The organism is Pseudooceanicola atlanticus (genome assembly GCF_000768315.1).
GTDB lineage: Bacteria > Pseudomonadota > Alphaproteobacteria > Rhodobacterales > Rhodobacteraceae > Pseudooceanicola > Pseudooceanicola atlanticus.
The window spans coordinates 1-23,460 of sequence record NZ_AQQX01000001.1; the positions used below are offsets into that span (position 1 = coordinate 1).

At 63.6% G+C, this 23,460-nt stretch carries 19 protein-coding genes, 1 tRNA gene and 1 pseudogene; 9 read left to right on the forward strand and 12 right to left on the reverse strand.

From position 1 onward, the window contains the following. Nucleotides 1–174: 174 nt before the first annotated feature. The 3 genes from ATO9_RS23290 (at nucleotide 175) to ATO9_RS00015 (ending at nucleotide 2,196) form a co-directional block, all read left to right on the forward strand. Nucleotides 175–1,056 (forward strand): glycosyltransferase family 2 protein, encoded by an 882-nt coding sequence (locus tag ATO9_RS23290; protein ID WP_052417998.1) that lies wholly within the window; start codon nucleotides 175–177, stop codon nucleotides 1,054–1,056. A gap of 82 nt (nucleotides 1,057–1,138) precedes the next feature. Beyond that, nucleotides 1,139–1,882 carry a hypothetical protein gene (locus ATO9_RS00010; protein ID WP_043743451.1) on the forward strand — a complete coding sequence of 248 codons (744 nt, stop codon included), beginning with the start codon at nucleotides 1,139–1,141 and terminating at the stop codon, nucleotides 1,880–1,882. A 237-nt stretch (nucleotides 1,883–2,119) separates the two neighbouring features. Next, nucleotides 2,120–2,196 (forward strand) — tRNA-Met (locus ATO9_RS00015). Nucleotides 2,197–2,315: 119 nt separating this feature from the next. Here the strand turns inward: ATO9_RS00015 and ATO9_RS23785 are convergent. Further along, nucleotides 2,316–2,765: a recombinase family protein gene (locus ATO9_RS23785; RefSeq protein ID WP_081979390.1), complete on the reverse strand. Its 450-nt coding sequence runs from the start codon at nucleotides 2,763–2,765 to the stop codon at nucleotides 2,316–2,318. Between the two features lie 318 nt (nucleotides 2,766–3,083). Here ATO9_RS23785 and ATO9_RS23295 point away from each other — a divergent pair, with 318 nt between their 5' ends. Next, a complete protein-coding gene (locus tag ATO9_RS23295) occupies nucleotides 3,084–6,944 on the forward strand; it encodes a calcium-binding protein (protein WP_052417999.1) in 3,861 nt (1,286 codons plus the stop codon). Between the two features lie 328 nt (nucleotides 6,945–7,272). Here ATO9_RS23295 and ATO9_RS00025 read toward each other — a convergent pair. Continuing rightward, a pseudogene (locus ATO9_RS00025) lies at nucleotides 7,273–7,449 on the reverse strand (transposase); the annotation flags it as partial. A gap of 83 nt (nucleotides 7,450–7,532) precedes the next feature. Here ATO9_RS00025 and ATO9_RS00030 point away from each other — a divergent pair. After that, the gene (locus tag ATO9_RS00030; protein ID WP_156127726.1) at nucleotides 7,533–8,450 is read left to right on the forward strand and encodes a phosphotransferase; all 918 of its coding nucleotides are present in this window, start codon (nucleotides 7,533–7,535) and stop codon (nucleotides 8,448–8,450) included. 163 nt (nucleotides 8,451–8,613) lie between these two features. Then, nucleotides 8,614–8,808: a hypothetical protein gene (locus ATO9_RS00035; RefSeq protein ID WP_043743453.1), complete on the forward strand. Its 195-nt coding sequence runs from the start codon at nucleotides 8,614–8,616 to the stop codon at nucleotides 8,806–8,808. A 70-nt stretch (nucleotides 8,809–8,878) separates the two neighbouring features. Here the strand turns inward: ATO9_RS00035 and ATO9_RS00040 are convergent, their stop codons facing one another. The 4 genes from ATO9_RS00040 to ubiE all read right to left on the reverse strand — a co-directional run bounded on the left by ATO9_RS00040 (nucleotide 8,879) and on the right by ubiE (nucleotide 14,046). Then, the gene (locus ATO9_RS00040; protein ID WP_081979391.1) at nucleotides 8,879–9,529 is read right to left on the reverse strand and encodes a YjbF family lipoprotein; all 651 of its coding nucleotides are present in this window, start codon (nucleotides 9,527–9,529) and stop codon (nucleotides 8,879–8,881) included. Then, a complete protein-coding gene (locus ATO9_RS00045; protein WP_238318640.1) occupies nucleotides 9,526–11,646 on the reverse strand; it encodes a YjbH domain-containing protein in 2,121 nt (706 codons plus the stop codon). Before ATO9_RS00045 ends, ATO9_RS00040 begins: the two co-directional genes overlap by 4 nt. A gap of 123 nt (nucleotides 11,647–11,769) precedes the next feature. Beyond that, nucleotides 11,770–13,296, reverse strand: coding sequence for a 2-polyprenylphenol 6-hydroxylase (gene ubiB, locus ATO9_RS00050; RefSeq protein ID WP_043743461.1), 1,527 nt, complete (start codon nucleotides 13,294–13,296; stop codon nucleotides 11,770–11,772). A 3-nt stretch (nucleotides 13,297–13,299) separates the two neighbouring features. After that, entirely contained in the window at nucleotides 13,300–14,046 is a 747-nt protein-coding gene (gene ubiE / locus ATO9_RS00055; protein ID WP_043743464.1) for a bifunctional demethylmenaquinone methyltransferase/2-methoxy-6-polyprenyl-1,4-benzoquinol methylase UbiE, read from the reverse strand. Nucleotides 14,047–14,265: 219 nt separating this feature from the next. Here ubiE and mutM point away from each other — a divergent pair, with 219 nt between their 5' ends. Both mutM and ATO9_RS00065 read left to right on the forward strand, forming a co-directional pair. Then, nucleotides 14,266–15,117, forward strand: a complete 852-nt coding sequence (mutM, locus tag ATO9_RS00060) for a bifunctional DNA-formamidopyrimidine glycosylase/DNA-(apurinic or apyrimidinic site) lyase (protein ID WP_043743465.1) — start codon at nucleotides 14,266–14,268, stop codon at nucleotides 15,115–15,117. Nucleotides 15,118–15,182: 65 nt separating this feature from the next. Next, entirely contained in the window at nucleotides 15,183–15,959 is a 777-nt protein-coding gene (locus ATO9_RS00065; RefSeq protein WP_043743466.1) for an enoyl-CoA hydratase, read from the forward strand. A gap of 2 nt (nucleotides 15,960–15,961) precedes the next feature. On the opposite strand, the gene ATO9_RS00070 is transcribed toward ATO9_RS00065, so the two are convergent. After that, nucleotides 15,962–16,780, reverse strand: coding sequence for an alpha/beta fold hydrolase (locus ATO9_RS00070; RefSeq protein WP_052418002.1), 819 nt, complete (start codon nucleotides 16,778–16,780; stop codon nucleotides 15,962–15,964). 88 nt (nucleotides 16,781–16,868) lie between these two features. Here ATO9_RS00070 and ATO9_RS00075 point away from each other — a divergent pair, with 88 nt between their 5' ends. Next, the gene (locus ATO9_RS00075; RefSeq protein WP_043745334.1) at nucleotides 16,869–17,654 is read left to right on the forward strand and encodes an SDR family oxidoreductase; all 786 of its coding nucleotides are present in this window, start codon (nucleotides 16,869–16,871) and stop codon (nucleotides 17,652–17,654) included. A gap of 3 nt (nucleotides 17,655–17,657) precedes the next feature. Here the strand turns inward: ATO9_RS00075 and ATO9_RS00080 are convergent, their stop codons facing one another. Genes ATO9_RS00080 through ATO9_RS00100 form a run of 5 tightly spaced genes read right to left on the reverse strand, consistent with a single transcriptional unit; the run spans nucleotide 17,658 to nucleotide 23,421 of the window. Continuing rightward, a complete protein-coding gene (locus ATO9_RS00080) occupies nucleotides 17,658–19,301 on the reverse strand; it encodes a sulfatase-like hydrolase/transferase (RefSeq protein WP_043743468.1) in 1,644 nt (547 codons plus the stop codon). 29 nt (nucleotides 19,302–19,330) lie between these two features. Then, nucleotides 19,331–20,821 carry a tripartite tricarboxylate transporter permease gene (locus ATO9_RS00085; protein ID WP_043743471.1) on the reverse strand — a complete coding sequence of 497 codons (1,491 nt, stop codon included), beginning with the start codon at nucleotides 20,819–20,821 and terminating at the stop codon, nucleotides 19,331–19,333. Between the two features lie 7 nt (nucleotides 20,822–20,828). Continuing rightward, nucleotides 20,829–21,257, reverse strand: coding sequence for a tripartite tricarboxylate transporter TctB family protein (locus tag ATO9_RS00090; protein ID WP_043743472.1), 429 nt, complete (start codon nucleotides 21,255–21,257; stop codon nucleotides 20,829–20,831). 57 nt (nucleotides 21,258–21,314) lie between these two features. Beyond that, nucleotides 21,315–22,253, reverse strand: coding sequence for a tripartite tricarboxylate transporter substrate binding protein (locus tag ATO9_RS23300; protein ID WP_052418003.1), 939 nt, complete (start codon nucleotides 22,251–22,253; stop codon nucleotides 21,315–21,317). 25 nt (nucleotides 22,254–22,278) lie between these two features. Further along, the gene (locus tag ATO9_RS00100) at nucleotides 22,279–23,421 is read right to left on the reverse strand and encodes an NAD(P)/FAD-dependent oxidoreductase (protein ID WP_043745341.1); all 1,143 of its coding nucleotides are present in this window, start codon (nucleotides 23,419–23,421) and stop codon (nucleotides 22,279–22,281) included. Nucleotides 23,422–23,460: the final 39 nt, after the last annotated feature.

The window sequence follows — 23,460 nt, forward strand, 5'->3', positions numbered from 1 at the left end:
AGACGTGGGAGAGTAGGTCGCCGCCAGACCTAGAAAGCCCCTCGTTCTCTCGTACGATCAATCCAACAAACAAAACGACATCACACGCGTTTCCAGCGTCTTGCCACTGTGCCTTGACTTGGCATGCCCGCCATTGGGATATGGGGGATGTCGAGTGGAACACAGGACGGACGCATGAAAATTGCTGCCGTGACGATGGTTTACAAGGATAACTGGTTCCTTGGCCGTTGGCTGGAATATTACGGAAACCTGATCGGTCAGGAGAACCTCTATGTCGTGGCCCATGGTGACAAGACGGGTCTTCCCGAAATGCTGGGCGATGCCCACCTGATCGCTGTCCCACGGGATCCGAACGATGTCTATTTTGACCGTCGTCGATGGGGATTTCTCTCTCAATATGCCTCGGCCCTGACCGGATATTATGATGCGGTCATCTGCCTGGATGTCGACGAGTTCCTGGTTCCCACCGACCCCGAAGTGTCATTCGAGGATGCACTGGACTGGATGGACAGTGACGCGCCGCGCTGCGTCCCGGGGTTCGAGGTCTTCGCCGAAGACAGTTCCGGCGAGGCGGTCGATGCCGGAGCCAGGTTTGCGCCGAACATGGAAGGCGCGGTGTTTTCCCCTTTCTACAGCAAGTCCTGCATCATCCAGAAACCCGGCGCTTTTTCGGACGGCGCGCATGGGATGATGGACGAAAAGCCGGAATTGCTGACGGATTTGGCGCTTATCCACCTGCGTTTTGCCAACCTCAAGGAGTTGGAGCGCCGGAATTCGGTTCGCGAGGACATGGCCTGGGGGTCCATCGAAAGCTGGGATGAGTTCCAGTCCGAAGGCAAGCCGCTCGCCACGTGGCGGCGGGCAGATCAGCGTAGCCGACAGGCCTTCCGTGGGTTTCGCAAGACGCCGGAGGCCAGCTGGGACGACATGTTTGCCTCCGCGCTTGCAGACCTCGATCGCTTGCGGGTGCGCCGGGGCAATGTGCACAAGTTCCTGAACAAGAACTTCCAGCCCTATCGCGCCAAGCTACCGGAGTGGATGCACGAATTGTTCTGACACCGCGCGGCCGATCGTTCCTGTACTTCATTCCCAGAGTGAGTCACACAAGGTCATCGATATTACCGCCGGGGGTTCATTCATGCTGCGCAAACTTGCTTTCCTGACCGCGATGCTGACGGCGTCGGTCTCTGTCTCGAGCCAGGCCATGGCCCAGAGTGTCGACCTGGAGTTCGGCTATACCGCGCGCGAAACCCGGCCCACCACCGACAACGATCTGTTCCTGTTGCCCATCGGCCTGACCTGGAGCCGCCCGGACGGCGGAACTCGGGTCGAGTTCTTGCTGGCCGCGCGGAACGAGAACTTCTCGGGCGCCTATCCGGCGACCTTCGGGGTCGAGGCTCTCTACTTCAAGGATTACGGCCCGCATCGTGTGGCCGGCGGTGTCCGCGTAAACCACGCCAGCGATATCACCACGACGGGGGAATTGCTGGCGGGCTACGAGTATTTCGGCGGAAACTATTCGCTGCGCGGTACCGCAGGCTATTGGACCTCCAAAGCGGTTGTGCCGGGTCGCACGGATACCTCCGGCCTGGCCGGTGTGATGGAAGCGACCTGGTATCCGGGGCCGAAGATGGCTGTTCGCCTGGGCCTGCAAGCGGATGAGGACGGGTCGATGGCCGGGCTGGGTCTGGAGTACCAGATCGGCCGTAGCGATTTCTCCATCGCCGCCGAGGTGGGCTACGGCCTGGGCACCTATCGCGGGCAGAACAGCTATGAGAACCTCGCCGTGACGATCCGCTGGACGCCCGGCGGCGGCAGCCCGAAAGCGCGTGACCGGATGCTGGGCGACCGCCTGCTGCATCGCTACGCCTGGGTGCAGTAAGCCAATTACCCAGCTTTGGATTACCTGAGAGACTCGGTTCATTCGCGTGAACCGAGTCGTTTTGCATATCGGCGGTAAAGACGAAGGCTCGCAATTTGGGCGAAGTGTCGAGGCAACGATCAAGCAACTGTTTCTAAACACTAATAAACCTAATCATGAACCCAAAAATTTTTGACGTTTTTACGACGCCCGACCCTTGCAGGCCCCAAAGGGATCCGTTAGACAACCCGAACTTGGCGCGGGATGGAGCAGCCCGGTAGCTCGTCAGGCTCATAACCTGAAGGTCGTAGGTTCAAATCCTACTCCCGCAACCAAAGTCCTACACCGCGACGCCCGCCTTTCGGCGGGCGTCGCCGTTTTCAGCATTTCCAAAAGCTTACCCCGGATATCGAGGTGCTCAAAGCGCTCCTATGCTTGCCAGGAGACGACCAATTCATCGACCAAGCACGGGTTCCTCTATCTCGGTTCTTGGAATTGTTTTGCGGTTGTTGCAGGTTACCTGTTGCGTGCAGTTGAGCAGCTGTAACGCGAGGCGCTGACCATGATGTAGCCCGCATCGCAGTATCCGCAGATGACGAGACGAGAGAGGAGTTGGCGGGGTCGGTCGGGCCTGGCGCTTGCCCATCAAGGGGTCCGGCGTATAGCTCTGCTGATAGACGGCCAATCGCCCGATATTGAGCTCGTTGTTAAGAAGCCCGGTGCTGCGTTTCCAGTTTCCGGATATCGTGGAGAAACTCCAGGTGCCGCCGCGCGGGCCAGGCAAGTGCTCGGCATTGAGACGCGCGGCGATCGTCCGTGCGCTCTCGCCCATTGCGTAACGTTCGAAGACCTGTTGGACGATCGCCGCCTGATCGGGATCGATGATCCGGTCGCCGGTGCTCATTCTGCCATAGGGCAGGGGGGCGTCGGTCGAGAGTGTACCCGTAGCTGATCCCCTGCGGACTTGCCGGCATACACGCGGCCTTCGAGCCCGCGAGGGGTCTTCTGGGCAAGGTCCGTGAGATAGAGCGCCGACATAGTGCCCTTGAGACCGATATGCAGTTCGTTGATCCGCTAACAATCAAATTGGACCAGTCAGATGAGGCTGCCCAACAACGCCTGCCCGCACTGTTGGTTGCGGTTCCCTGACGAGTCGCTCACTATCAATAGGCAATGACGCGGCGACTGGCCCCGGCGCAACATCTGTGAGGAGACGGCGATCATGCAGTACATCAGGACCATCGGCGCATTCACCGAATACTACGCTGACGGCGACGATACCGGGATGGGGTATGGCTCCGAGGGGCGGATCGTGCCGATGCCCGACGGAACCGTCTTCGCGGAATGGTACGCATGGGGCTTCACGGTCTGGGGAACGCGGATTGCCGTCTTTGACGAAAACGGCGAGATCATCCATGGTGGGCCGGACGGACAGCGGATCGTCAACAACTCGGTTGATTTCGACGGGTTCGGCAGCAGCGGGTTCCTGGCCTACCTGCCGCAGGCAGAGACCGAGGATGGTGAAGCCACGCCCTACAAGCTGCTGCGCTACGGCCCGGACGGTTCGACCATCGGCAGCGCATTTCTGATGGACACCGTCGCGGGCCCTGCCCGGGACTGGCACTTCGACCAGGCGGTCGATGGCAGCTTCACCATCGGCTGGGTCGAGGTCGGCGAGGACATCGTCACTTGGTCCCAGGGCTTCGACGCCGCGGCGCAGGCGACGGGCGCACCGCAGATCATCGGCCGTCGTGAAGGTGGGGACCTGGCCTCGGCCACGCTTCTGGAAGACGGCACCTTGGTGACCTACACCACCATTGGCGCCCTGGACGGTGACGGCTTGGGCGCCTTCCTGCAACGCCATGATGCCGAAGGTCAGCCGCTTGGCGACCCGATGCAGGTCAGCGAAAGCACCGCCGGGGACCAACGCACCGAGGCATTGCTCGATCTGGGCGCGGGCATGCTCGCCGCGATTTACCGGGCGCCGTCCGGAGACCGCTTGGCCCGCATCCTGGCCCCTGACGGCGGATTCTACGGCCCCTCCTTCACGGTGGCCGCACCCGAAGACGGCAGCCTGCGTCGGGTCGAAAGCCTGGCGCTCACCGACGGCAGCTTCCTCGTCGCGTCACTGGTGGCCCTGGGCGGCGACGATTTCCGGATTGATGTGCAGCGCTTCGCGACCACGGGCGAGGCCCTGGGCGCAGCGATCGAGCTCTCTGGCCCGGACCAAACCCTGACAGGGTCCGAACCGAGCTTCGGCAATTTGGACATGTTCGAACAGGCGGATGGCGAGGTCATGGTGCACTGGGGCACCTACCAGGTCTCGGGCGAACGGACCGGTCCTTTCAAGGCGCAGCGGATCGCGGTGGATCCGGTCGACGCGCCGGCGGTGATCGCCGTTGAGGGCGCGCGCGAGGTCGGCAGCGTGCTGACCGCGCGACTGATCCTGCCCGATGGTGATCCCGGCACCGAGACCGCCTGGCAATGGCTGCGGGACGGCCAGGAGATATCCGGCGCGACGCAGGCCGATTACCGGCTGACCCTCGCGGACGAGGGCGCACAGATCGGTCTGCGGGCCGGGTTCGGCACCGCACAGGCACCTGAGGAGACAACCCGCCAGGCCATCGGCGAGATCAGTGCGGGCGTCTTCGGTGATTACCGCATCGACGGAGAGGCCCTGGTCGGCCGCACCCTGACCCTGGTACTTGGCGAGACAGAGGCGCCGGACGGCACCGCCGTTCAGTGGCTACGCGACGGAGAGATCATCGAAGGCGCGACCGGCACGACATATGTCCTGTCGCAGGCGGACTGGAATGCCCGGATCGACGCTGCGGTCGACCTTGGCGACCTCGGTGCGTCCCCGCTCGGGGCCACGGCCGCGGTGGCACTGCCCGGATTCGGGTTTCTCTCGACGGGGGCCGAGATTCCGTGGCCTTTTGGACGCAGTGCCTACGCAAAAACCTTCCCGCATCTCTCCGACAACGGCGACGGCTACGACATTGCTTGGTCGAATGATATTTATCAGAGTGCCTACGGCATCGCGTTCGACGCGGATGGTTCAACAATCGAGATCGTGACAGGGGAAAGCTCGATCTATTTGGGGGGCGGGGGCAATGATGATGCATTGTTTCCCATGATTGAGACCCTTGCGAACGGCACCCGAGTGGCGGTCTCCCTGGCGGTCGAGAACGATTATGGCGGCGAGGGGGGCGGTGTGATCGAATACCGTCTGATTCTCAGGGAATTTGCCCCCGGATCGGACCCCTCTTCCGAGGGCATTAACCTCGGCAGTTTATCCTACGACATAAACACCCCCGCCATAGGCGGAGTCGATGGCATCGACCTCGTCGCGCTGTCCGGTGGCGACGCGGTGGTGATATGGCACCAGCGCGCCGCGGACACGGATGCCTCTGAACTGCGCTTCATTCTCAACAGCGATATCGACACCAAGCATACCTTCGGAACCGAAACCCCTGTCGTCACCGGCCAGCCGAAACTTGCGGCCTTGCCGGATGGCGGCTTCGTCGCGATCTGGACCGGCGGCGCCGGGGCGGGTGACGACCGGGTGCACCTGCAGCGTTTCGCGTCGGATGGCGCGCTGTCGGGCGGCGCAGTTGCCGTATCGGCGGTGGCTGCGGGCCCGGCGGCGCTGGCTGATATCGCGACCCTGTCGGATGGCAGCCTGGCCATCGCCTGGCAGCAGGCAGGCCCGGACGACAGTCTCGATATCGTCGTGCAGCGCAGCGATGCGGATGGCGTCCCGCAGGGGCCGCTCACGTGGATTGCCGACAGTGAGGGCCGTGCCCAAGTGCAGGCGGCCATCGAGGCCACCGACGACGGCGGCTTCGTGGTGACCTGGCGCGAGCCAGCGACGGTGGACGACCCGATGCGCCAGCAGGTACAGCGCTTCGATGCCGAAGGTCGTCCGGTCAGCGCCCGCCTGACCGGCGAGATGGTCCCCGCCGATATGGATTCCGAGAATGCCCGCCCGGGCGGCCCCGCGACGGCGGACGTTCTGGTGCTGGACGATCAGGATATCGTGCTGGCCTGGGAAATCGGGGAGGATATCCGGCTGGAACGCTTCGACTTCCTCGACAGCGGCGACCTTTCCGGGGCGAACCGCATCGCAGGCAATGCCCTAGCTAACGACCTCTGGGGCGCGGCAGGCAACGACACGCTGCTTGGCGCGGCGGGCGACGACACGCTGGACGGCGGCAGCGGCGCTGACTGGCTGATCGGCGGTCCGGGTGGCGACCTGTTCCACATCGACAATGCGGGCGACCGGGTCTCGGAAAGCCGGAGCTGGGACGGTCGGGATCACGTGATGGCCGCGGTCGACTACCTGGCGGGGCGGGCGCATATTGAGGACATCACCCTGACCGGCACTACAGACATAAGGGGGGTCGGGAACGGGCTATCGAACGTCATCACCGGCAATGCGGGAGACAACATCCTCGACGGTGGCAAGAACAACGACACGCTGATCGGCGGCGCAGGGAACGACACCTATCATATCCGCGCCCCTGGCGACATGGCCGTCGAAACGGAAGACGGCGGGCTCGACACGGTGAAGGCGTTTCGCAGTCACGCGCTTGACGCGCATGTCGAGCGGCTCTGGATGCAGAAGATCCTTAAGAAAGATGGCGATCCGGCGAACCTGAACGGGATCGGCAACGGGCTCGACAACACAATCGTGGGCACCCCCTTCGATAACACCATCATCGGCCGCGAGGGGCGTGACGTGCTGAAGGGCCAGGCCGGAGCGGACACCTTCGTCTTCGACCGGGCGATCGGGGCGGACAATGTCGACCGGATCATCGACTTCAACGTCAACGAAGCCGACGAAGGCGATGTCCTGAAGATGAAGGGTTCGGTTTTCGGCGGGCTCGCGGCGGGCGTTCTCGACGCGGCTCTCTTCGTGGTTGGGACGGTGGCGGCGGATGCCGACGACCGCTTCGTCTTTGACCAGGCGTCCGGACGGCTCTGGTTCGACGGTGACGGCGCCGGTGGTGCCGTGCAGGAGCTGGTCGCCACCTTCGAGCAAAATGCCCAAGTGACCGCAGCGAATATCGAGATTTTCTGAGCGGTTCCCATTCATCAGTCCCGTTCGGCATAGCCGATGCAGTGTGACCTGAGACCCGACTCTCCCCCGATTTCCGGAGAGTCCCCGGGCTGCTGCTCTGCTACCCAACAGTGGACCGCCGGACGCGGGATTTTTCCGACTTTCTTATGATTACGGGCTGGCTGCGCCACCGGGACTTTACTTTGTATCCGATCGAGCTGCGGGGTTGGTCTTCTTTATAGTGTCTACGCTACTCTTCCAACTTTTCTCGGGCATCGGCAGGTCTCACAAACCAGTGGGCGCTCAGCCCGGCAGCGCATGCTTGCATGCGCGAGATGGGGCTTCAGAACTTGTGCAGGATCACATCCTGCGACATCTCCCGGTCGAGAGTCTGATCGACCACGATCTTGTTCAGTCGCGTGCTCTGGTCTTCGAGCGCCTTTGGCCGCCGCATCTCGTCTGGCAGCAAGCCGCCATACTTCTTCTTCCAGTTGAAGTAGGTCGCCTGGCAAATGCCCGCCTTTTGGCGGGCGTTGCTGTTTTTGGGCTCTGTTTCCAGAGGAACTGTCGGTTGCCCTGATCATCGGCCTCGGCGTAGGAACGTGGGAGTTGAAGGAAAGACCCGGCGCCTTGCCCATTCGAACGTCAGACATCTGCGAGGACAGGGTGGAACTGCGCCGGGCGGTGAGCCGGGCGCTTGCCCTCTCCGACGACACCGAATGGTCCGCAATGCCCTTGGGCAAGACCAACCAGGTATGGCGGGTGGACCATCCGGCCGGCAGCCTCGTGGTGAAATGGTTCACCGGAGAAGCAACGCCCTTGTTCGACAATGATCCGTTTGCCGAGTTCGCCTGCCTGACCCGGTTGGGCGGTGATCTGGCGCCGAGGCCAGTGCTGTTTCTTTCCGGGCTCTATGGCCGAGCCATCGTCTATCGGTTCTTGACCGGGTCGTCGTGGGGCGCTGATGCATCCGCCGTAGCGGCGTTGTTGCGCAAAGTGCACGCCCTGGACCCGTTCCGCGGCTTGAGGCAGAGGCCCACCGGATCGGCGGCCTTGCTGGCCTCTGCATCAGCGATCCTGTCGGAATGCGGTGCCGTACCCGACCGGATGCGAGAGAGCCTGTTACGTTTGGCTGACGCTCCCGGAGTGGCGGCACTGCCGGCCCATGACTTGCGACCTTTGCACGGCGATCCGGTTGCCGCGAATATCGTCGAAACGCCTCAAGGGTTGTGTCTCATAGATTGGCAAAGCCCGGGACTTGGCGATCCGTGCGAGGATCTGGCGGTGTTCCTGTCCCCCTCCATGCAGATGGAATATCGGGGGGCGATTCTCGGTCATGTCGAATGCGAGACGTTCCTGAACGCATATCGTGACCCCGTGATTCCCGAGCGGTACCGGCAGTTGAGGCCCTATCTGCATCTGCGCCTCGCGGCCTATGCGCTTTGGGGCCAGGAGCGGGCTCGGAATCAGTCGGACAGGGGTGTCGAGCTTGAGCTGGATATCGTGAACAGCGCCTTGGCTGGCTAAGAGACCTTTTCGTATTCGTGAACAGCCATGGAAAGGTGCAAGAGTGGCACAGACCTGCCGATTGTCACCGGATCGAGGCACAAAGTATTTTGGCTCCAGATTGCCCTGTGCCATAAGCGAACTAGTGTTCAGGGTGTCGTGCCCAAAAACCATGGAGAAAGTTATGAAGAAGTTTGCAAAATTCGCAGCTGTCGCCGCGATCGCAACTGCCGCCGCAGCTCCGGTTGCCGCTCAGGACGCATCTGTTCCGGCTGATCCGTTCGTGTCGACCCAGGGCGTGGTCAGCGTTCCGGCATTGGCAATCATCGGCGGTGTTGCTGTTATCGCAGTCGCCGTTGCAGCGGCCGAAGGCACCTGATCGGTTCACGATCACCAAGTTTTCGAAAGGCAGCGCTTCGGCGCTGCCTTTTGCATTTTGGCGGTCCGGATCAGCGCAGACGCGTGAGGGTCACGTAGCCGAGCGCCGGGCTGACCAGTTGCCGCGCCTGTACGATCGTCTGACCCGACACCGTGTAGGTGTTGATAAAACTCAGATCGCCATCGCTGCATGTTTCCGACATCTCGGTTTTCGCCTTGGTCCGGGACGTCACGCGGATATCGCAGGTTGCGTTGATCGTGGTGATGGTATCCTCGGGCGTGAGGTAGCGCATCACATGCTGCGCGCGTCCTTCCTTGCCGGCCAGGATGAGACCGATGGTCTGCATGGCATCGGAAGACATCAAGTCCTGCCCGAAGCCGCGGGTGCCGGTCAGGAAGCCGTTGACCAGAGTAAAGGACCGGCGGTTCGCGCTGCCCCAGGTGGTGTGCACGCCGTTGGTCTCGATGGGCTGGACAGTGCCAATCACGCCAGACGACGGGATCTGGATCATCGTCACCGGGCCCTGGATTGTGGCAAGCGCCTGCTGCGCCACCTGGGTCGGGTCTGCCGGCGTCGTGTCCTGTGGGGTCAGTCGTGCCTTGATGGCCTTGCCGGTCAGGAGGAGCGGATTGCTTTGCCCTTCAGAGCCACAGCCGGACAGTGCCCCCAGCATGGCGACAAGGCCCGCGGCACGGGCGAGGGAGGTCATGATACCTGTCATCTCCAGAATTTCCCCCAGCTCTTGGCCATGTCGGGTTGGTGCGTCTCGCGGATGCGATCATAAAGCCGCCCGTTCACGTTCAGCCGCGCACCACCATCGCGGGTCAGCGACTGGACCTCGATGTTCTGCTTGCGGGTCGAAGACTGGCCGGTTGCCCAATCAAGTGGCACGGTGATCCGAATGCCCTTGTCGAAGGACCCTTCGCCGAAATTCTGCGCAGACACGTTGGTCTTGGTGGCATAGGCGCCGACGCGCCAGCCATTGGCGAATTCGCGGTCCAGCGAGACGGTCGCGCCGTAATCGCCAGCGAGGTAACGCCCGACATCCAGCTGCCCGTGGAAGCCGTTGCCGAAATCGTAATAGGCGGAGACATGGCCGGTCAGGACATCGTAGTTCTGAACCCCGAAGAGCCGGTCATAGTCGCGCTTGGCGACATAGTTGGCCTCGACCCCGAGGGCGAGGCGGCTGTCGACGGGTTTCCACAGCAATTCACCCGAGACACCGGCATACATCGGTTCGAGATAGCCCATGGTCACGCGGCTGTAGAGGTTTGATCCCGGGCGGCCGTACTTGGCAAGCGTCAGGTAGTCGATGCCGGGGCGGTGACCCTGGTTGTACTGCTTGAAATCCGACCGCACGACGGGCGGCGGGTTGGGCGAGGCAAAGTTCGGCGGCAGCGTGTTGATGTTCGACAGGTTCCCGACCAGCCGCGAGGAGACAGAGCCTTCCGCCACCCAGCCGGGCGCAAAATTGTAGCTTGCGTCAAGCTTGAGCCCGATATCGAGCCGAGCCGGGTTGACCGGGTCGAAAACGCCGAGCTTGGCGTAGGGCCCAAAGCTCCAGTCGAAGCGAGGATAACCAGCCTGGCTGTCCTGGTAGAGCGCGCGGTTTTCAAGTCCGTCGGTGAACTCGGCGCGGGCGAGGATCGCGTTGGCGTCGCTGTTCTCCAGCGCCTCGATATCGCTGCGCTTCAGACGGACAGAGCTGACGGGCACACCCTTGTAGGTCTGCGTGACAACGAAGGTTTCCACCGAGGCGGGCAGCGTCCGCGTCATCGCGCGTGCGGTGCGGCCCACCAGCTGCGGCGTATTTCCGTAGGTTTCGTTGCGAACGACGACCTGCGCGGTGCTGCCGGTCAACCGCACGGCCTCTGCCTCGACCCCTTGCGAGGCGAGCAGGGTGCTCAGGCCGTTCGCTGCGGTCTGCTGTTTGGCGGGGTCGCTGGCCCAGCCCAGATCAGCGGCCGAGGCGCGGCGCACGGCCACGGGCAACGGTGCCTGTTCGACGGAACCGGGGCCAGAGCTGCGCGGGTTCAGAGCGAATTTCAGCGCGACCCCCAGTTCGGAGCCGTACATGTAATAGGCCGAGAGAGAGGTCGAGCGGTTGAAGTCGTAGGTCAGCCCGACATTCCAGGGCGATTTGCGCTGGAACATGTTCGAGGTGACGGTTTCGTCTGGATAGGCATCCGACGAGTATTCCACCATGAACTTCAGCTTGTCGGTCGCCTGGTAGCTGATGCCGCCGAAGGCTGCGACGGGGCCGCGGAACCAGCGGTCATAGGTCGGAACACCGCCCGTCCCAAGAAGTGCTGTCGGACGCGTGCCCGTGCTGCTGAACGAATTGAAAGAGCCAAGCCGCCCCCAGCCAAGACCACCGGTGACACGCAGGCGGCCATCCATGAAGCCTTTGGTTGCGGTGATGTATTCAGCGCCGTAAAGGCCCGTGCCGATCATGTCCCGCAGCCCGACCTTCACCGCCGGGTTGTACTGACCTTCGCGCAGCACCTGGTAGGACAGGTCGAAGGACCGGTCGTAATAGGTCGGGTAGATCTGGCCGCGCACCGGGACCTGCAGCCCCTTCAGAGCGGAGTACCGGAAGGACCCCGAAAGGCGCGGTGTGATCTGGAACGTAAGTGTGGTTCGGGTGGTCCCGCCGAAATGCGCTATGGTCGTGGACAGTTCGGCATCAGGCGCGACTTCGGCCGTGGGCATGTCGATCAGACCGCCGGGCGTGCCGTATGTGTTGGTGCTGGTCGTCACCAGGGACTGAGCAAAAAGCGGCGCCGGTACGAGTGCAATAAGCCCGCAAGCAAGACCGTTCAAAAGGCGGCGTTTCAATGAATTCTCCGTCACACCCGAGTGGTTTTGCCACTCTAGTAGAGGGAGTCTGCAAATCATAGGGCCGAAGCGGTCTGTAGCGTTATTTGGCTTCATTCACTGTGGCCTTGTTCACATGGTTTGTCAGGAAAGCAGGAAACCGAGCAACGCGGCACCGCCTGCACCCAGACCGATCCCAAGGCCGAGCCAGGGCCAGATACGGCGGCGCGGCTGGGTTTCGGGGCGGTCGACCTGGGCCATCAGGGCGCGCTCGACCAGTCGCGGCAGGCGCGGGCCGAAGCGGGCTAGGACCTCGGCGGTCTGGCCAAGGTCACGGGCCAGGGCGCGGGGGCCAAGGTTGCGGCGAATGTATTCCTCGACCACGGGCCGGGCGATTTCCCAGATGTTGATCTGAGGGGACAGGCTGCGCGCGACGCCTTCGACAACGACCATCGTGCGTTGCAGCAGGATCAGCTCGGTCCGAGTTTCCATGCCGAAGCGTTCGGTCACGTCGAACAGGTAGGACAACAGCCGGCCCATCGAGATCTTGGTGGCATCCATGCCAAAGATCGGCTCGCCCACGGCGCGTAGGGCGCGGGCGAATTCATCGACATCCTGATGCGCGGGAACATAGCCCGCCTCGAAATGGACCTTGGCGACCCGGTCGTAGTCGCGCTTGATGAAGCCGTAGAGAATCTCGGCATAGACCCGGCGGGTATATTCGTCGATATGGCCCATGATCCCGAAATCATAGGCGATGATCTTGCCGTCGGGTGCGACCTTCAGGTTCCCCTGATGCATGTCCGCGTGGAAGAACCCGTCGCGCAGCGCGTGGTTCAGGAACAGCGTCAGAACCTGCGCGCCCAGCCGGTTGCGGTCATGGCCCGCGGCATCCAGCGCGTCGTTGTCGCCCATCGACGTGCCTTCGACCCAGCTCATCGTCATGACCCGGCGCGAACTTTGCTGCCAGCGGATGCGCGGCAGGCCGAACCCGTCGTCATGTTCGGTATTGGACGCGAAGGTGGAGGCAGAGGCGGCTTCAAGCCTCAGGTCCAGCTCGCCTTTCACGACGCCGTCGAAATGGGCGATCACGTCGCTGGGTCGCAGCCGGCGCGACGCGGGCGACAGGAATTCGATGATCGAAGCGGCGAGGTAGAATGCATCGATATCGCGGCGGAAGGCCTTTTCGATACCGGGGCGCAGAACCTTGACGGCGACCGCCTCTCCGGTTTCGCGAAGCCGGGCCTTGTGCACCTGCGCGATGGACGCGGCGGCGACCGGTTCGGAAAATTCGGAGTAGAGGTCATCGACCGGATGGTCGAGCTCTTCCTCGATCGTGGCCTTGGCGGTGGCGATCGGAAAGGGCGGCAGGCGGTCCTGCAGAACCCGCAGTTGCACGGCCAGGTCATCGCCCACGAGGTCGGGCCGGGTCGACAGGACCTGGCCGAACTTGATGTAGGCCGGGCCAAGCGCGGTCAGTGCCCGGGTCGCGGGCGGCATGGTGGTGTCGCCCTTGGCGCCTAGCCACTGAAAGGGCCAGCCGACGATCCGCGCGGCCATCCGCAGCAGCGGCGGCGCGTCATAGGCATCCAGCACGACCTTCATCGCGCCGGTTCGTTCCAGGGTCGCGCCGGTGCGCACAAGGCGCCAGATATTGTGGGGGCCTCGCATGGCTCAGATCTTCCAGCCGGAGTGCAGCGCGGCGATGCCGAGCGTCAGGTTGCGGTACTTGGCCTGTTCGAACCCGGCGGTGCGGACCATCTGGAGGAACGTCTCCTGATCCGGGAAACGCCGAATGGATTCGACAAGGTACTGATAGCTGTCGCGGTCATTGGCGATGATCTGGCCCATGGCAGGGATCATGTTGAACGAATAGCGGTCATAGGCCCATTGCAGCGCCGGCGTCGGGATCTGCGAGAATTCCAGCACCATCAGGCGGCCGCCGGGCTTGAGGACGCGATAGGCCTCGGCCAGGGCATCTTCGGGGCGGGTGACGTTCCGGATGCCGAAGCTGATCGTGTAGACGTCGAAGGAATTGTCGGCGAAGGGCAATGCCATCGCGTCCCCGACCACCCAGTCGAGACTGTCGGCCATCCTTTCGGCCTCGGCCCGCTTGCGGCCCTCGACGAGCATCGGTTCGGTCAGGTCCAGAACGGTGGCATGGCCATAGCCCGCCCGTTTCAGGAACCGGAAGGAGATATCCCCGGTCCCGCCCGCGACATCCAGCAGGCGCTGACCGGCGCGCGGAGCGATCCAGTCCATCATCGCGTCCTTCCACAGACGGTGGATGCCAAGGCTCATCGCATCGTTCATCACGTCATAGCGGGAGGCGACAGACCCGAAGACCCCCTGAACGCGCCCGGCCTTTTCCGACTCGGGGACGGTTTCAAACCCGAAATGCGTGGTTTTCTGGTCGCTCATGATCTGTTCCGTTGCGGCTGAATTCGCGCTTGAACCCAGTGCCATAGTTGGGACGGAAGGACAAACCGTCAAATCGGCACAGGCCCAATGCGCGGCTTTGTCCCTGTCGAGGGTCCTGTTGGGCCCGCTCGCGGGGTTTTCAGGTCCGGCCATCTGGCCAAGCCTGCCGCGCCGTGGAATACCCTTTCGGTCAACAGGTTCCAGGGACACGCCGCTACCATGCCCGAATTGCCCGAAGTCGAAACCGTCCGCACCGGCCTGAGCCCGGCGATGGAGGGGGCCGTGATTGAAAAGGCCGAGGTGAACCGCCCGGACCTGCGCTGGCCCTTTCCGCCGGACATGGCCGCCCGGCTGACCGGGGCGCGGGTCGACCGGCTGCGGCGACGGTCGAAATACATCCTGGCCGATCTGGACCGGGGCGAGACCCTGCTGATCCACCTCGGCATGTCGGGACGGATGACCGTGTCGGGCGATCCGCTGGGGCGGTTCGTACATGACCACCCGGCGCCGGAAAAACACGATCACGTCGTCTTTCACATGGCCAATGGCGCGCGCATCACCTTCAACGACCCGCGCCGCTTCGGGGCGATGGACCTGTTCGCCACGTCGGACGGAGAGGCGCATCCGCTGCTCGCCTCGCTGGGGCCCGAACCTTTCGGCAACGCCTTTTCCGAACCCTACCTGATCGCCGCGCTGAAACCGCGCCGGACGCCGATCAAGGCCGCGCTGCTGGACCAGCGCGTGGTGGCGGGGCTGGGTAATATCTACGTCTGCGAAGCCTTGTTTCGCGCAGGTATCGCCCCGACCCGCAGATGTGACCGGATTGCCGCCGATCGGATCGCCAGCCTGGTTCCGATCATCCGGGATGTTCTGAACCGGGCGATCGCCGCCGGGGGATCATCGCTCAAGGATTTTCGGCAAGCCGATGGAGAGCTGGGATATTTCCAGCATTCCTTCGATGTCTACGGCCGCGAGGGAGAGCCCTGCCGCACCCCCGGCTGCGGCGAGACGATTCGGCGGATCGTGCAATCCGGACGGTCCACTTTCTACTGTTCGCAATGCCAAAGATAACTTGATCCGAAGGGGCAAAGTGTTAGGGAATCGCGGCTAACACTCACAACTGGATGTCCAAATAGATGGCTTACGAGACGATTATCGTCGAGATTGAGGACCACATCGCGCTGGTCAAACTCAACCGTCCGGACGCGATGAACGCGCTGAACACGAAACTTCTGGGCGAACTGGCCGATGCGCTGACCGCTGCCCAGGGCAACGACAAGGTGCGCTGCATCGTCCTGACCGGCAGCGAAAAGGCCTTTGCCGCCGGCGCCGATATCAAGATGATGAGCGAGATGAGCTTTACCGACGTGTTCGGTGGCGATCTGTTTGCAACCGAAACCGGCGCGATCACGCGTGTCCGCAAGCCGATCATCGCGGCCGTGTCGGGCTATGCCCTGGGCGGCGGCTGCGAACTGGCCATGATGTGCGATTTCATCATCGCGGCCGACAATGCCAAGTTCGGCCAGCCCGAGATCAACCTTGGCGTCATCGCCGGTATCGGCGGCACCCAACGTCTGACCCGCGCCATCGGCAAGGCCAAGGCGATGGACATGAACCTGACCGGCCGCTTCATGGATGCCGAAGAGGCAGAGCGTTCGGGCCTCGTGTCCCGTGTCGTGCCCGCGAAAAAGCTGATGGACGAAGCCATGAGCGCCGCTGCGAAGATCGCCGAGAAGTCGATGATTTCCGTGATGGCCGCGAAAGAGGCCGTGAACCGGTCCTTCGAAGTGCCGCTGCAGGAAGGTCTGCTGTTCGAACGCCGCCTGTTCAACTCGCTCTTCGCTACGGATGACCAGACCGAGGGCATGAATGCCTTCCTTGAAAAGCGCGAACCTCAGTTCCGCGACCGCTGATCCTATAGCGCCAGAAGCCGCCGGTTGACGTCATCGGCGGCTTCGTAGGGCACCCAGTGCCCGACACCGGGCAGAAGGGTAAACTCTGCCGCCCCCTCCAGTTTTTCGACAAGCGATTGCCGTTCCGGCAGATGCCGCCAGCACAGGGCGTCGTGATCGCCATAGATAACCGACAGCTTGCCCGCGCGTTGCGACAGGTACGCGAGCACGTCGATGCCATGGAAAATCCCGCGATACCGTCCGCGCGCCCGTTCGGCGTGGGACATCTGGATCGCCGCCGCTTCGTCCGTCACCTTGGCGGGGTCGTGGATCATCAGCATCGCGACATTGTTGCGATGCGCCGCCAGCCGGTCCGCGGGATCGGGCAGGCCGCGCCATTTCTGCAATTGATCCGTGACCGGGTGCACCTTGCCCAGCACCGGAGAGCCCAGCATCACGTAATCCGGCCCGTTGATCCCGTGCGCGAACAGCGAGAGCCCGATGACGCTGCCAAAGGAAAATCCGGCGATCCGCACCGGCCCGTCGGTCAGCGCGCGGATCCCCGGAACCAGCAGCGCGCCGTAGGCATCCAGGCTGGTCGTTTCGAAACTGTCGGAATCGCCGAAGGCGGGCAGGTCGGGCACGATCACGCGGTAACGTTCGGACAACGGGCCAATATTGCGCGCCCAGTGCATCCAGGACCCGCTGCCGCCATGCAGCAGGATCAGCGGTTCTCCCTCGCCCCAGCTGCGCCAGTGGATCGCGACATCGCCCGCCGGAATCACGTCGTGCCGGGCGCTCTGGTCGAGGTCGGTAATCCATTGCGGCAGGGTCGGGTTCATGTCACGCCTTTCAGGGAACGATCTGCCCCGCTTCTAGGAGCGGGCGGCAGGATTGACAAGAAATGGTATGCCATTTGGGAGGAGCATGATGGAAATTGCGGGAAAGGTGGCCATTGTCACCGGCGGTGCACAGGGGATCGGCGCGGCCTTGGCGCGGGCGCTGTTGCGGGATGGCGCGACCCATGTCCATGTCTGTGACCTGGACGGAGAGGGCGCCGCCCGCGTCGCGGAGGAGATCGGAGGAACCGGATCCCGCGTCGACGTGCGGGACGGTGCCCAGATCGAAGCCATGATAGACAAGGTCGAAGAGGATCACGGCCCGGTCGATCTGATGTGTTCCAATGCCGGGATCGCCAACGGGTTCGACCCGGCAGTGGTCAATGCCGCCGGGGCCTCTGCCGAGGAATGGCAGGCCGCATGGGAGGTCAACGTGATGGCCCATATCCATGCCGCCCGAATTCTCGTACCCCGGATGATCGCGCGGGGCGGCGGCCATTTTCTGCATACCATAAGCGCCGCGGGCCTGCTGAGCCAGATCGGCAGCGCCACCTATTCGACGACCAAGCACGCCGCGGTGGGCTTTGCCGAAAACCTGGCAATCTCGCATCGGGACGAGGGGATCCGGGTGTCGATCCTGTGTCCGCAGGGCGTGGCCACCCCGATGCTCAGCGGGATCGGTGGCGACGGCCCGCAATCCGGTGACGGTGTCCTGACCGCAGAGGCCGTGGCGGATTCCGCGTTGGACGGCATTCGGAACGAGGACTTCCTGATCCTGCCGCATCCGCAGGTGCAGGGCTACATGGAGGCCAAGGTATCGAATTACGGCCGCTGGATCGGCGGTATGGCCAAGTTCCAGCGCCAGTTCCGCGGCTGAGCCTCAGTCCTTGGTGTAATCCGCCGGGGCCTTGCCGCGATAGCGCGCGGTCAGGGCCTCCGGCACCTCGCTGCCGTCGTAGAGGAAGGGCAGGATCCCGACCTTGGCGGCACGGGTTCGCATCCTCTCGAGCTGCGCCTCGGACCGGGTGACGCGCTGCGACATCCGCAGGGCCCAGGCATGAAGGTGATCGTAAAGCCGGTCGATCTGGTTTTGATAGGCGGGGTCGTCGCCCAGGTCGTTGAATTCTTCCGGGTCGGTTTCCAGGTCGAACAGCATGGGGCGGAAGCCACCCTCGGCATGGATCATCTTCCACCGGCCGTCGAACACCATGAAAAGCCGCGCATCGCGGCTTTTCACGCCCAGCATGTCGCGCATCTTGGTGACGGAATAATCGTATTCGCTGATCGCGACCTCGCGCCAATTCCCGGGCGTTTCCCCGAAGAGGAAGGGGTGCAGCGACCGCCCCTCGACAATGTGGTCGGGCACGTCGCCGCCGGCGGCCTGGATGAAGGTGGCGGTCAGGTCGATTGCCTCGACCAGCGCATCGCAGGTGGTGCCGCGGGTGGCGTCTGCCTCGGTCCGGGGATCGGCAATGATCAGCGGGATTTTCACCGATTGCTGGTGGAACAGGTCCTTTTCGCCCAGCCAGTGATCGCCCAGGTAATCGCCGTGATCCGAGGTCAGCACGATCATCGTGTTGTCGATGGCGCCCGTCGCTTCGAGGTGATCGAGGATGCGGCCCAGCTGGTCGTCGCATTGCTTGATCAGGCCCATATAGGCGGGGATGACCTTTTCGCGGACCTCGTCACGGGAAAAGGACTTGCCGATATTGTTGGACATGAAGGCGCCGTAGACCGGATGCGGATTGTCCCGTTCGCTGTCGCTGCGCGTCGCGGGCGGCACATCGGCCGGGCCGAACATGTCGTGGTAGGGCGCCGGAACGATATAGGGCCAATGCGGCTTGATGTAGGAGATATGGGCACAGAAGGGCTCATCGGCCTGCGCCAGGAATTCCAGCGTGCGGTCGGTCAGCCAGGGGGTTTCGCTGTCTTCCTCGCGGATATTCGCGGGCTTGTCGGCGTTCATGAAGAACCAGCCGCTGGCAATCTCGTCGTCCGAGATGCCGGCATTGGCGAAATCGGCCCAGGGGTTTTCCGACGGATAGCCCTTTTCCTTGAGGTATTCGTTATAGGGGCTTCGCTTCTGGTCGTAGAACCCGTCCGGCCCTTCGCCCCACAATCCGTCATCGCGGATGATCGCGTCGAACCCGCATTCCGATTGCCGTGCGCCGATCACCGTGTCGGGCGACAGGCCCAGACGATCCATGCCCTCGGCATCGGCGATCATGTGGGTCTTGCCGATGAGGTAGCAGCCCATGCCCAGCTTGCGCAGGTGGTCGCCCATCGTCATCTCGCCCACCCGCAAGGGGTATCCGTTCCATTGCGCGCCGTGGCTGGACGTGTAGCGCCCAGTATAGAACGACATCCGCGACGCGCCGCAAATCGGCGATTGCACATGCGCCTGGGTGAACCGCACGCCCCGCGCCGCGACCCGGTCGAAATTCGGCGTCTTCAGGGACGGATGACCGGCGCAGGACAGGTAATCGAACCGCAGCTGGTCATACATGATGAAAAGGATGTTCATGGGACGCTCCTGTCGGTGGCTGTGCGGGGTCAGCCTCGCCCGCGGGACAGCCATATCACGGTTACGGCGGCAAGGATCAGCAAAGCCAGCGCGACGGGGTGCTGAACCACCGCGAGCGGATTGCCATCGAGGATCACCAGCGACTGGCTGAGGGCCCGTTCGAACCCGGCGCCAAGGAAGAAGGCGATGATGAAGACGATGACGGGGTAGCCGAAGGCCATCATCACGTAGCCCACGCAGGCCGAGACCAGCATCAGCCCGACGCCGAACAGACCGCCGGTCGACAGGTAGACGCCTACGAAACAGAACAGCAGCGCGGCGGGAAAGATGACACTTTCCGGTGCCCGGATGACCCGCGCCCAGAGCCGCAGGGACACCTGCCCGATCAGCAGGTTCATCAGGTTGGCCATCAGCATCGCGCCGAACAGCCCGTAGATCAGCCGCGCCTGGGTCTGGAACAGCAGGGGACCGGGCTGGATACCGTGGATCTTGAAGGCCGAGATCAGCAGCGCCGCCCCGATGGAGCCGGGGATCCCGATGCCCAGAAGCGGGATCAGGTTGGCGCCCATGACGGCGCTGTTGGCGCTTTCCGTGGCGGCGATGCCCCGCAGGTTGCCCTGACCGAATTCCGGCCCGCCTCCGGTGCCGGTCTTCTTGGTGGCGCTGTAGGACATGAAGGCGGCGGCGGTCGATCCGATGCCGGGAATGGCGCCCAGCAGGGTGCCGATCGCCGCGCCCCGCGCTATGGCAAAGCGGCAGCCCCAATATTCCGCCCAGGACACGCGCTGCGCCGCGGGATCGTCATTGCCCAGCGAAATCGCGGGCTGCGGCCCGGCGCGGCGGGCCGCAGCGATCCGGCGAAAGATCTCGGCCACGGCAAGCATGCCGATGGCCACGGCAACAAGGGACGCACCGTCATAAAGCTCGAAATAGCCGAAGTAGAAGCGAGGCGTACCATGTTCGGGGTCCAGCCCGACAGTGGCCAGCAGCAGGCCCGCGACGGCAGCGATCAGCCCCTTGATCAGGCTATCCCCGATCAGTCCCGAGATGATCGAGAAAGCAAAGATCATCAGCGCCAGGATCTCGACCGGGCCCATCTGCAGGGACAGCCCGGCCAGCGGTGCGGCCAGCGTGATCAGCACGATATCCGACACCGTGTCCCCGGTGACGGACGCGAACAGCGCCATGCGCGTCGCCTTGACCGGCTTGCCCGCCTTGGCCAGCGGATGTCCGTCCAGCGTCGTCGCCGCGGCATCGGGCGTGCCGGGCGTGTTGATCAGGATCGCGGGGATCGCGCCGCCGAACAGCCCGCCCTTGTTGACACCCACGAGGAAGGAAATCGCGACCAGCGGGTCCAGCGCGAAGGTGAAGGGGATCGCGATGGCCATGGCCATGATCGGGCCGATGCCGGGGATCGCCCCGACCATCTGGCCCGCCGCGACGCCCAGCATCACGAACAGCAGGTTCACCCAGGTAAAGGCATCGGCAAACCCGGCGAGGATGATCGAAATCTCTGGCATGGGATCCTCAGGGCAGCGGGCGGCCAAGCAACAGGTCGACGACGACCCAGATCAGGGCGGGCGCCCCGATGATCGTGGCCGCGATCCAACCGATGCGGCGTTCGCGGATCACCGCGATCAGCAGAGCCGCGAAAACCGGTGCGGCGACAAGAAACCCGATCTTTCCAAGCGCCCAGATCGCCCCGGCGGACAGCACTGCCGCAACGGCCACAATCACGAATTCACCACCGTCCAGCGCAACCTCGCCCTTCGGCAGAAGCGCCTGGATCAGGCCAAGGCCGGCAAGGGCCCAGGCGCAGGCCTTGGGCAGCGTATCGGGTTTCACCCAGCCATAACTGACGGTTTCGGTATGGGCGGGAATGATCCAGAGCAGCATCGCCGCCCCGAACAAGGCGACCGCAACCCCGGAGAGGCGATTGATGCTTTTCTGGCCCACGCGGCGGCGCCCTTTCCTTCAGTTCGGGGCGCGGTATAGGCCGCGCCCCGACCGATGTCACTTGCCGAAGAGCGTTCCGACATTGGCAAGGCCGTCGACCAGCATCTGCTTGGTCTCTTCCGGGCCCGCCATGGAGGGTTCGGTATGCATGGAGTTCATGATAGCCTCTTTCGTCGCGTCGGAGGCCAGCGCGGCCGAGATCGCCCCGCTCAGCGCTTCTTTCGCGTCCTCGGGCAGACCGGCGGGCGCGGCGATGTAGAACCACGGATCGACATAGATGTCGTAGCCCTGTTCCGGCACGGTGGCGACATCGGTGGCGTAGGAATGGCGCGAGGCATTGGCCGACGCGATCATCTTGACCTCACCGCTGTCGAGGTAGGGGATATGGGCGCCGGCATTGAACGCCGCGTCCACGTGCCCGCCAAGAACCTGCTGCAGCGCCTCGGCAGAGGATTTCGTCGACAGCAGTTTCACGCCCGCATCGGACTGGCCGTTGATGACATTCATCAGCAGTTCCTGCGGCTTGGCGTCGAAGGCCATCAGCGCGCCGCCCTTTTCCTTGGAATAGGCGATGAAGCTTTCCAGGTCGTCGAAGGGCGCGTCGGCCTTTGCGATGATCCCAAGCTGGGCCAGCGCCACGGTGTTGAGGTAGTCGAAGCTGTCCAGGTCAAAGGGGATCTGGTCGGGCCGCACCGTCAGGTTGACGAGGACGGGCATGGTCACGCCCATGCCCAGCGTCTGCCCGTCCGGCGGCACGGTGGCCAGCTGGGTGAACATGGCGATGCCGCCTCCGCCGGGCTTGTTCTCGACCACGATGTCCCATCCGGTCGCTTCGCTCATGTCCTTGGCGATCAGGCGGCCCAGCGTATCGGTTTCACCGCCCGCGCCGAACCCGATCCACAGCTTGATCGGCCCCGAAGGTGCCCAATCTGCGACGGCAGCGCCGGCTGAAATTGCGGTGGCGGTCAGAGCCGCCAGTATCGTCTTGAATTTCATGTCTTTCTCCCTGGTTTGGTCGTTGTCATTTGGCGGCTGCTCGATGAAACCGTGCCGGTGACAAAGTGTCGATGGCCAGCCCGGTTGCCAGAAAGTCCGGGTCCGGGGCTGCGCCGGTAATGAGGTGTGCGGTCAGGCGCGCCAGCGCCGGTGCCGTCTGAATGCCGTATCCGCCCTGGCCTGCAAGCCAGAAAAAGCCTTCTGCCTGCGGATCATATCCGCAGACGGGGGCACGGTCGGGTGCAAAGGTGCGCAGGCCGGCCCATTTTGCCTCGATCCGCCGGACGTCGAGGTCGAAGGCCGTCAGGACCCGGTCGATCGCGATGGCGATATCCATCTCGTCGGGTTGGGAATCGCAGGGGGCCGAGGGGTCTTCGTTCGCCGGAGAGGCCAGAAGCTTGCCGGTTTCGGGCTTGAGGTAGAATTGTTCCTCGGCGTCGACCATCATCGGCAGGGCATCGGAGTCGATCCCGTCTGGCGGGCTGAAGGTCAGGGCGCTGCGCCGCAGGGGCGCCAGCCCGATCGGCTGTACTCCGGCGCGGTCGGCCACCTGATCGGCCCATGCGCCGGCGGCGTTGACGATCGTGCCGGCCTGGTAGGTGTCCGTGCCGGTGGTGATCGTCCAGGTATTACCGTCGCGCGTCAGTCCGGTGACTTCGGCCTTCGTTGTTACTTCGCCGCCGCGGGCCCGGAACAGGCGCAGATAGCCCTGCAGCAAGCCATGCACGTCAATGTCCTGTGCGTGCGGATTGAAGATGCCGCCGGCAGCGTAGCCCTTGCGCAGGATCGGCGCGCGGTCCTCGACCTCTGCCGCGTCGATCAGCGACAGGTAGCCTGACACCGACAGCTCCGCATGCATGGCGCGCAGTCCGTCCAACTGGTCGTCGCGCGCGATCAGCATCAGCCCACGCGGCGACAGAAGCGGTACATCGACGAACCCGTCGGGCGGCGTGTCGAAGAACCTGGCGGAGGCTGCAGTCAGGTCGCGGACCGGGCCGCTGCCATAGGTCTGGGCCAGGATCGCGGCGGATCGGCCCGTTGCGTGATAGCCCGGCTGTGACTCTGTCTCGATCAGGAGGACCCGGGCGTGACCTGCCAACTCGGCCGCGGCCGAGACGCCGGCCATGCCGCCACCGATCACGACGATATCAAAAACTGAACCTTTCACCCGGACAAACACCTGACTAGCATGGGAACTTGGGTTGTC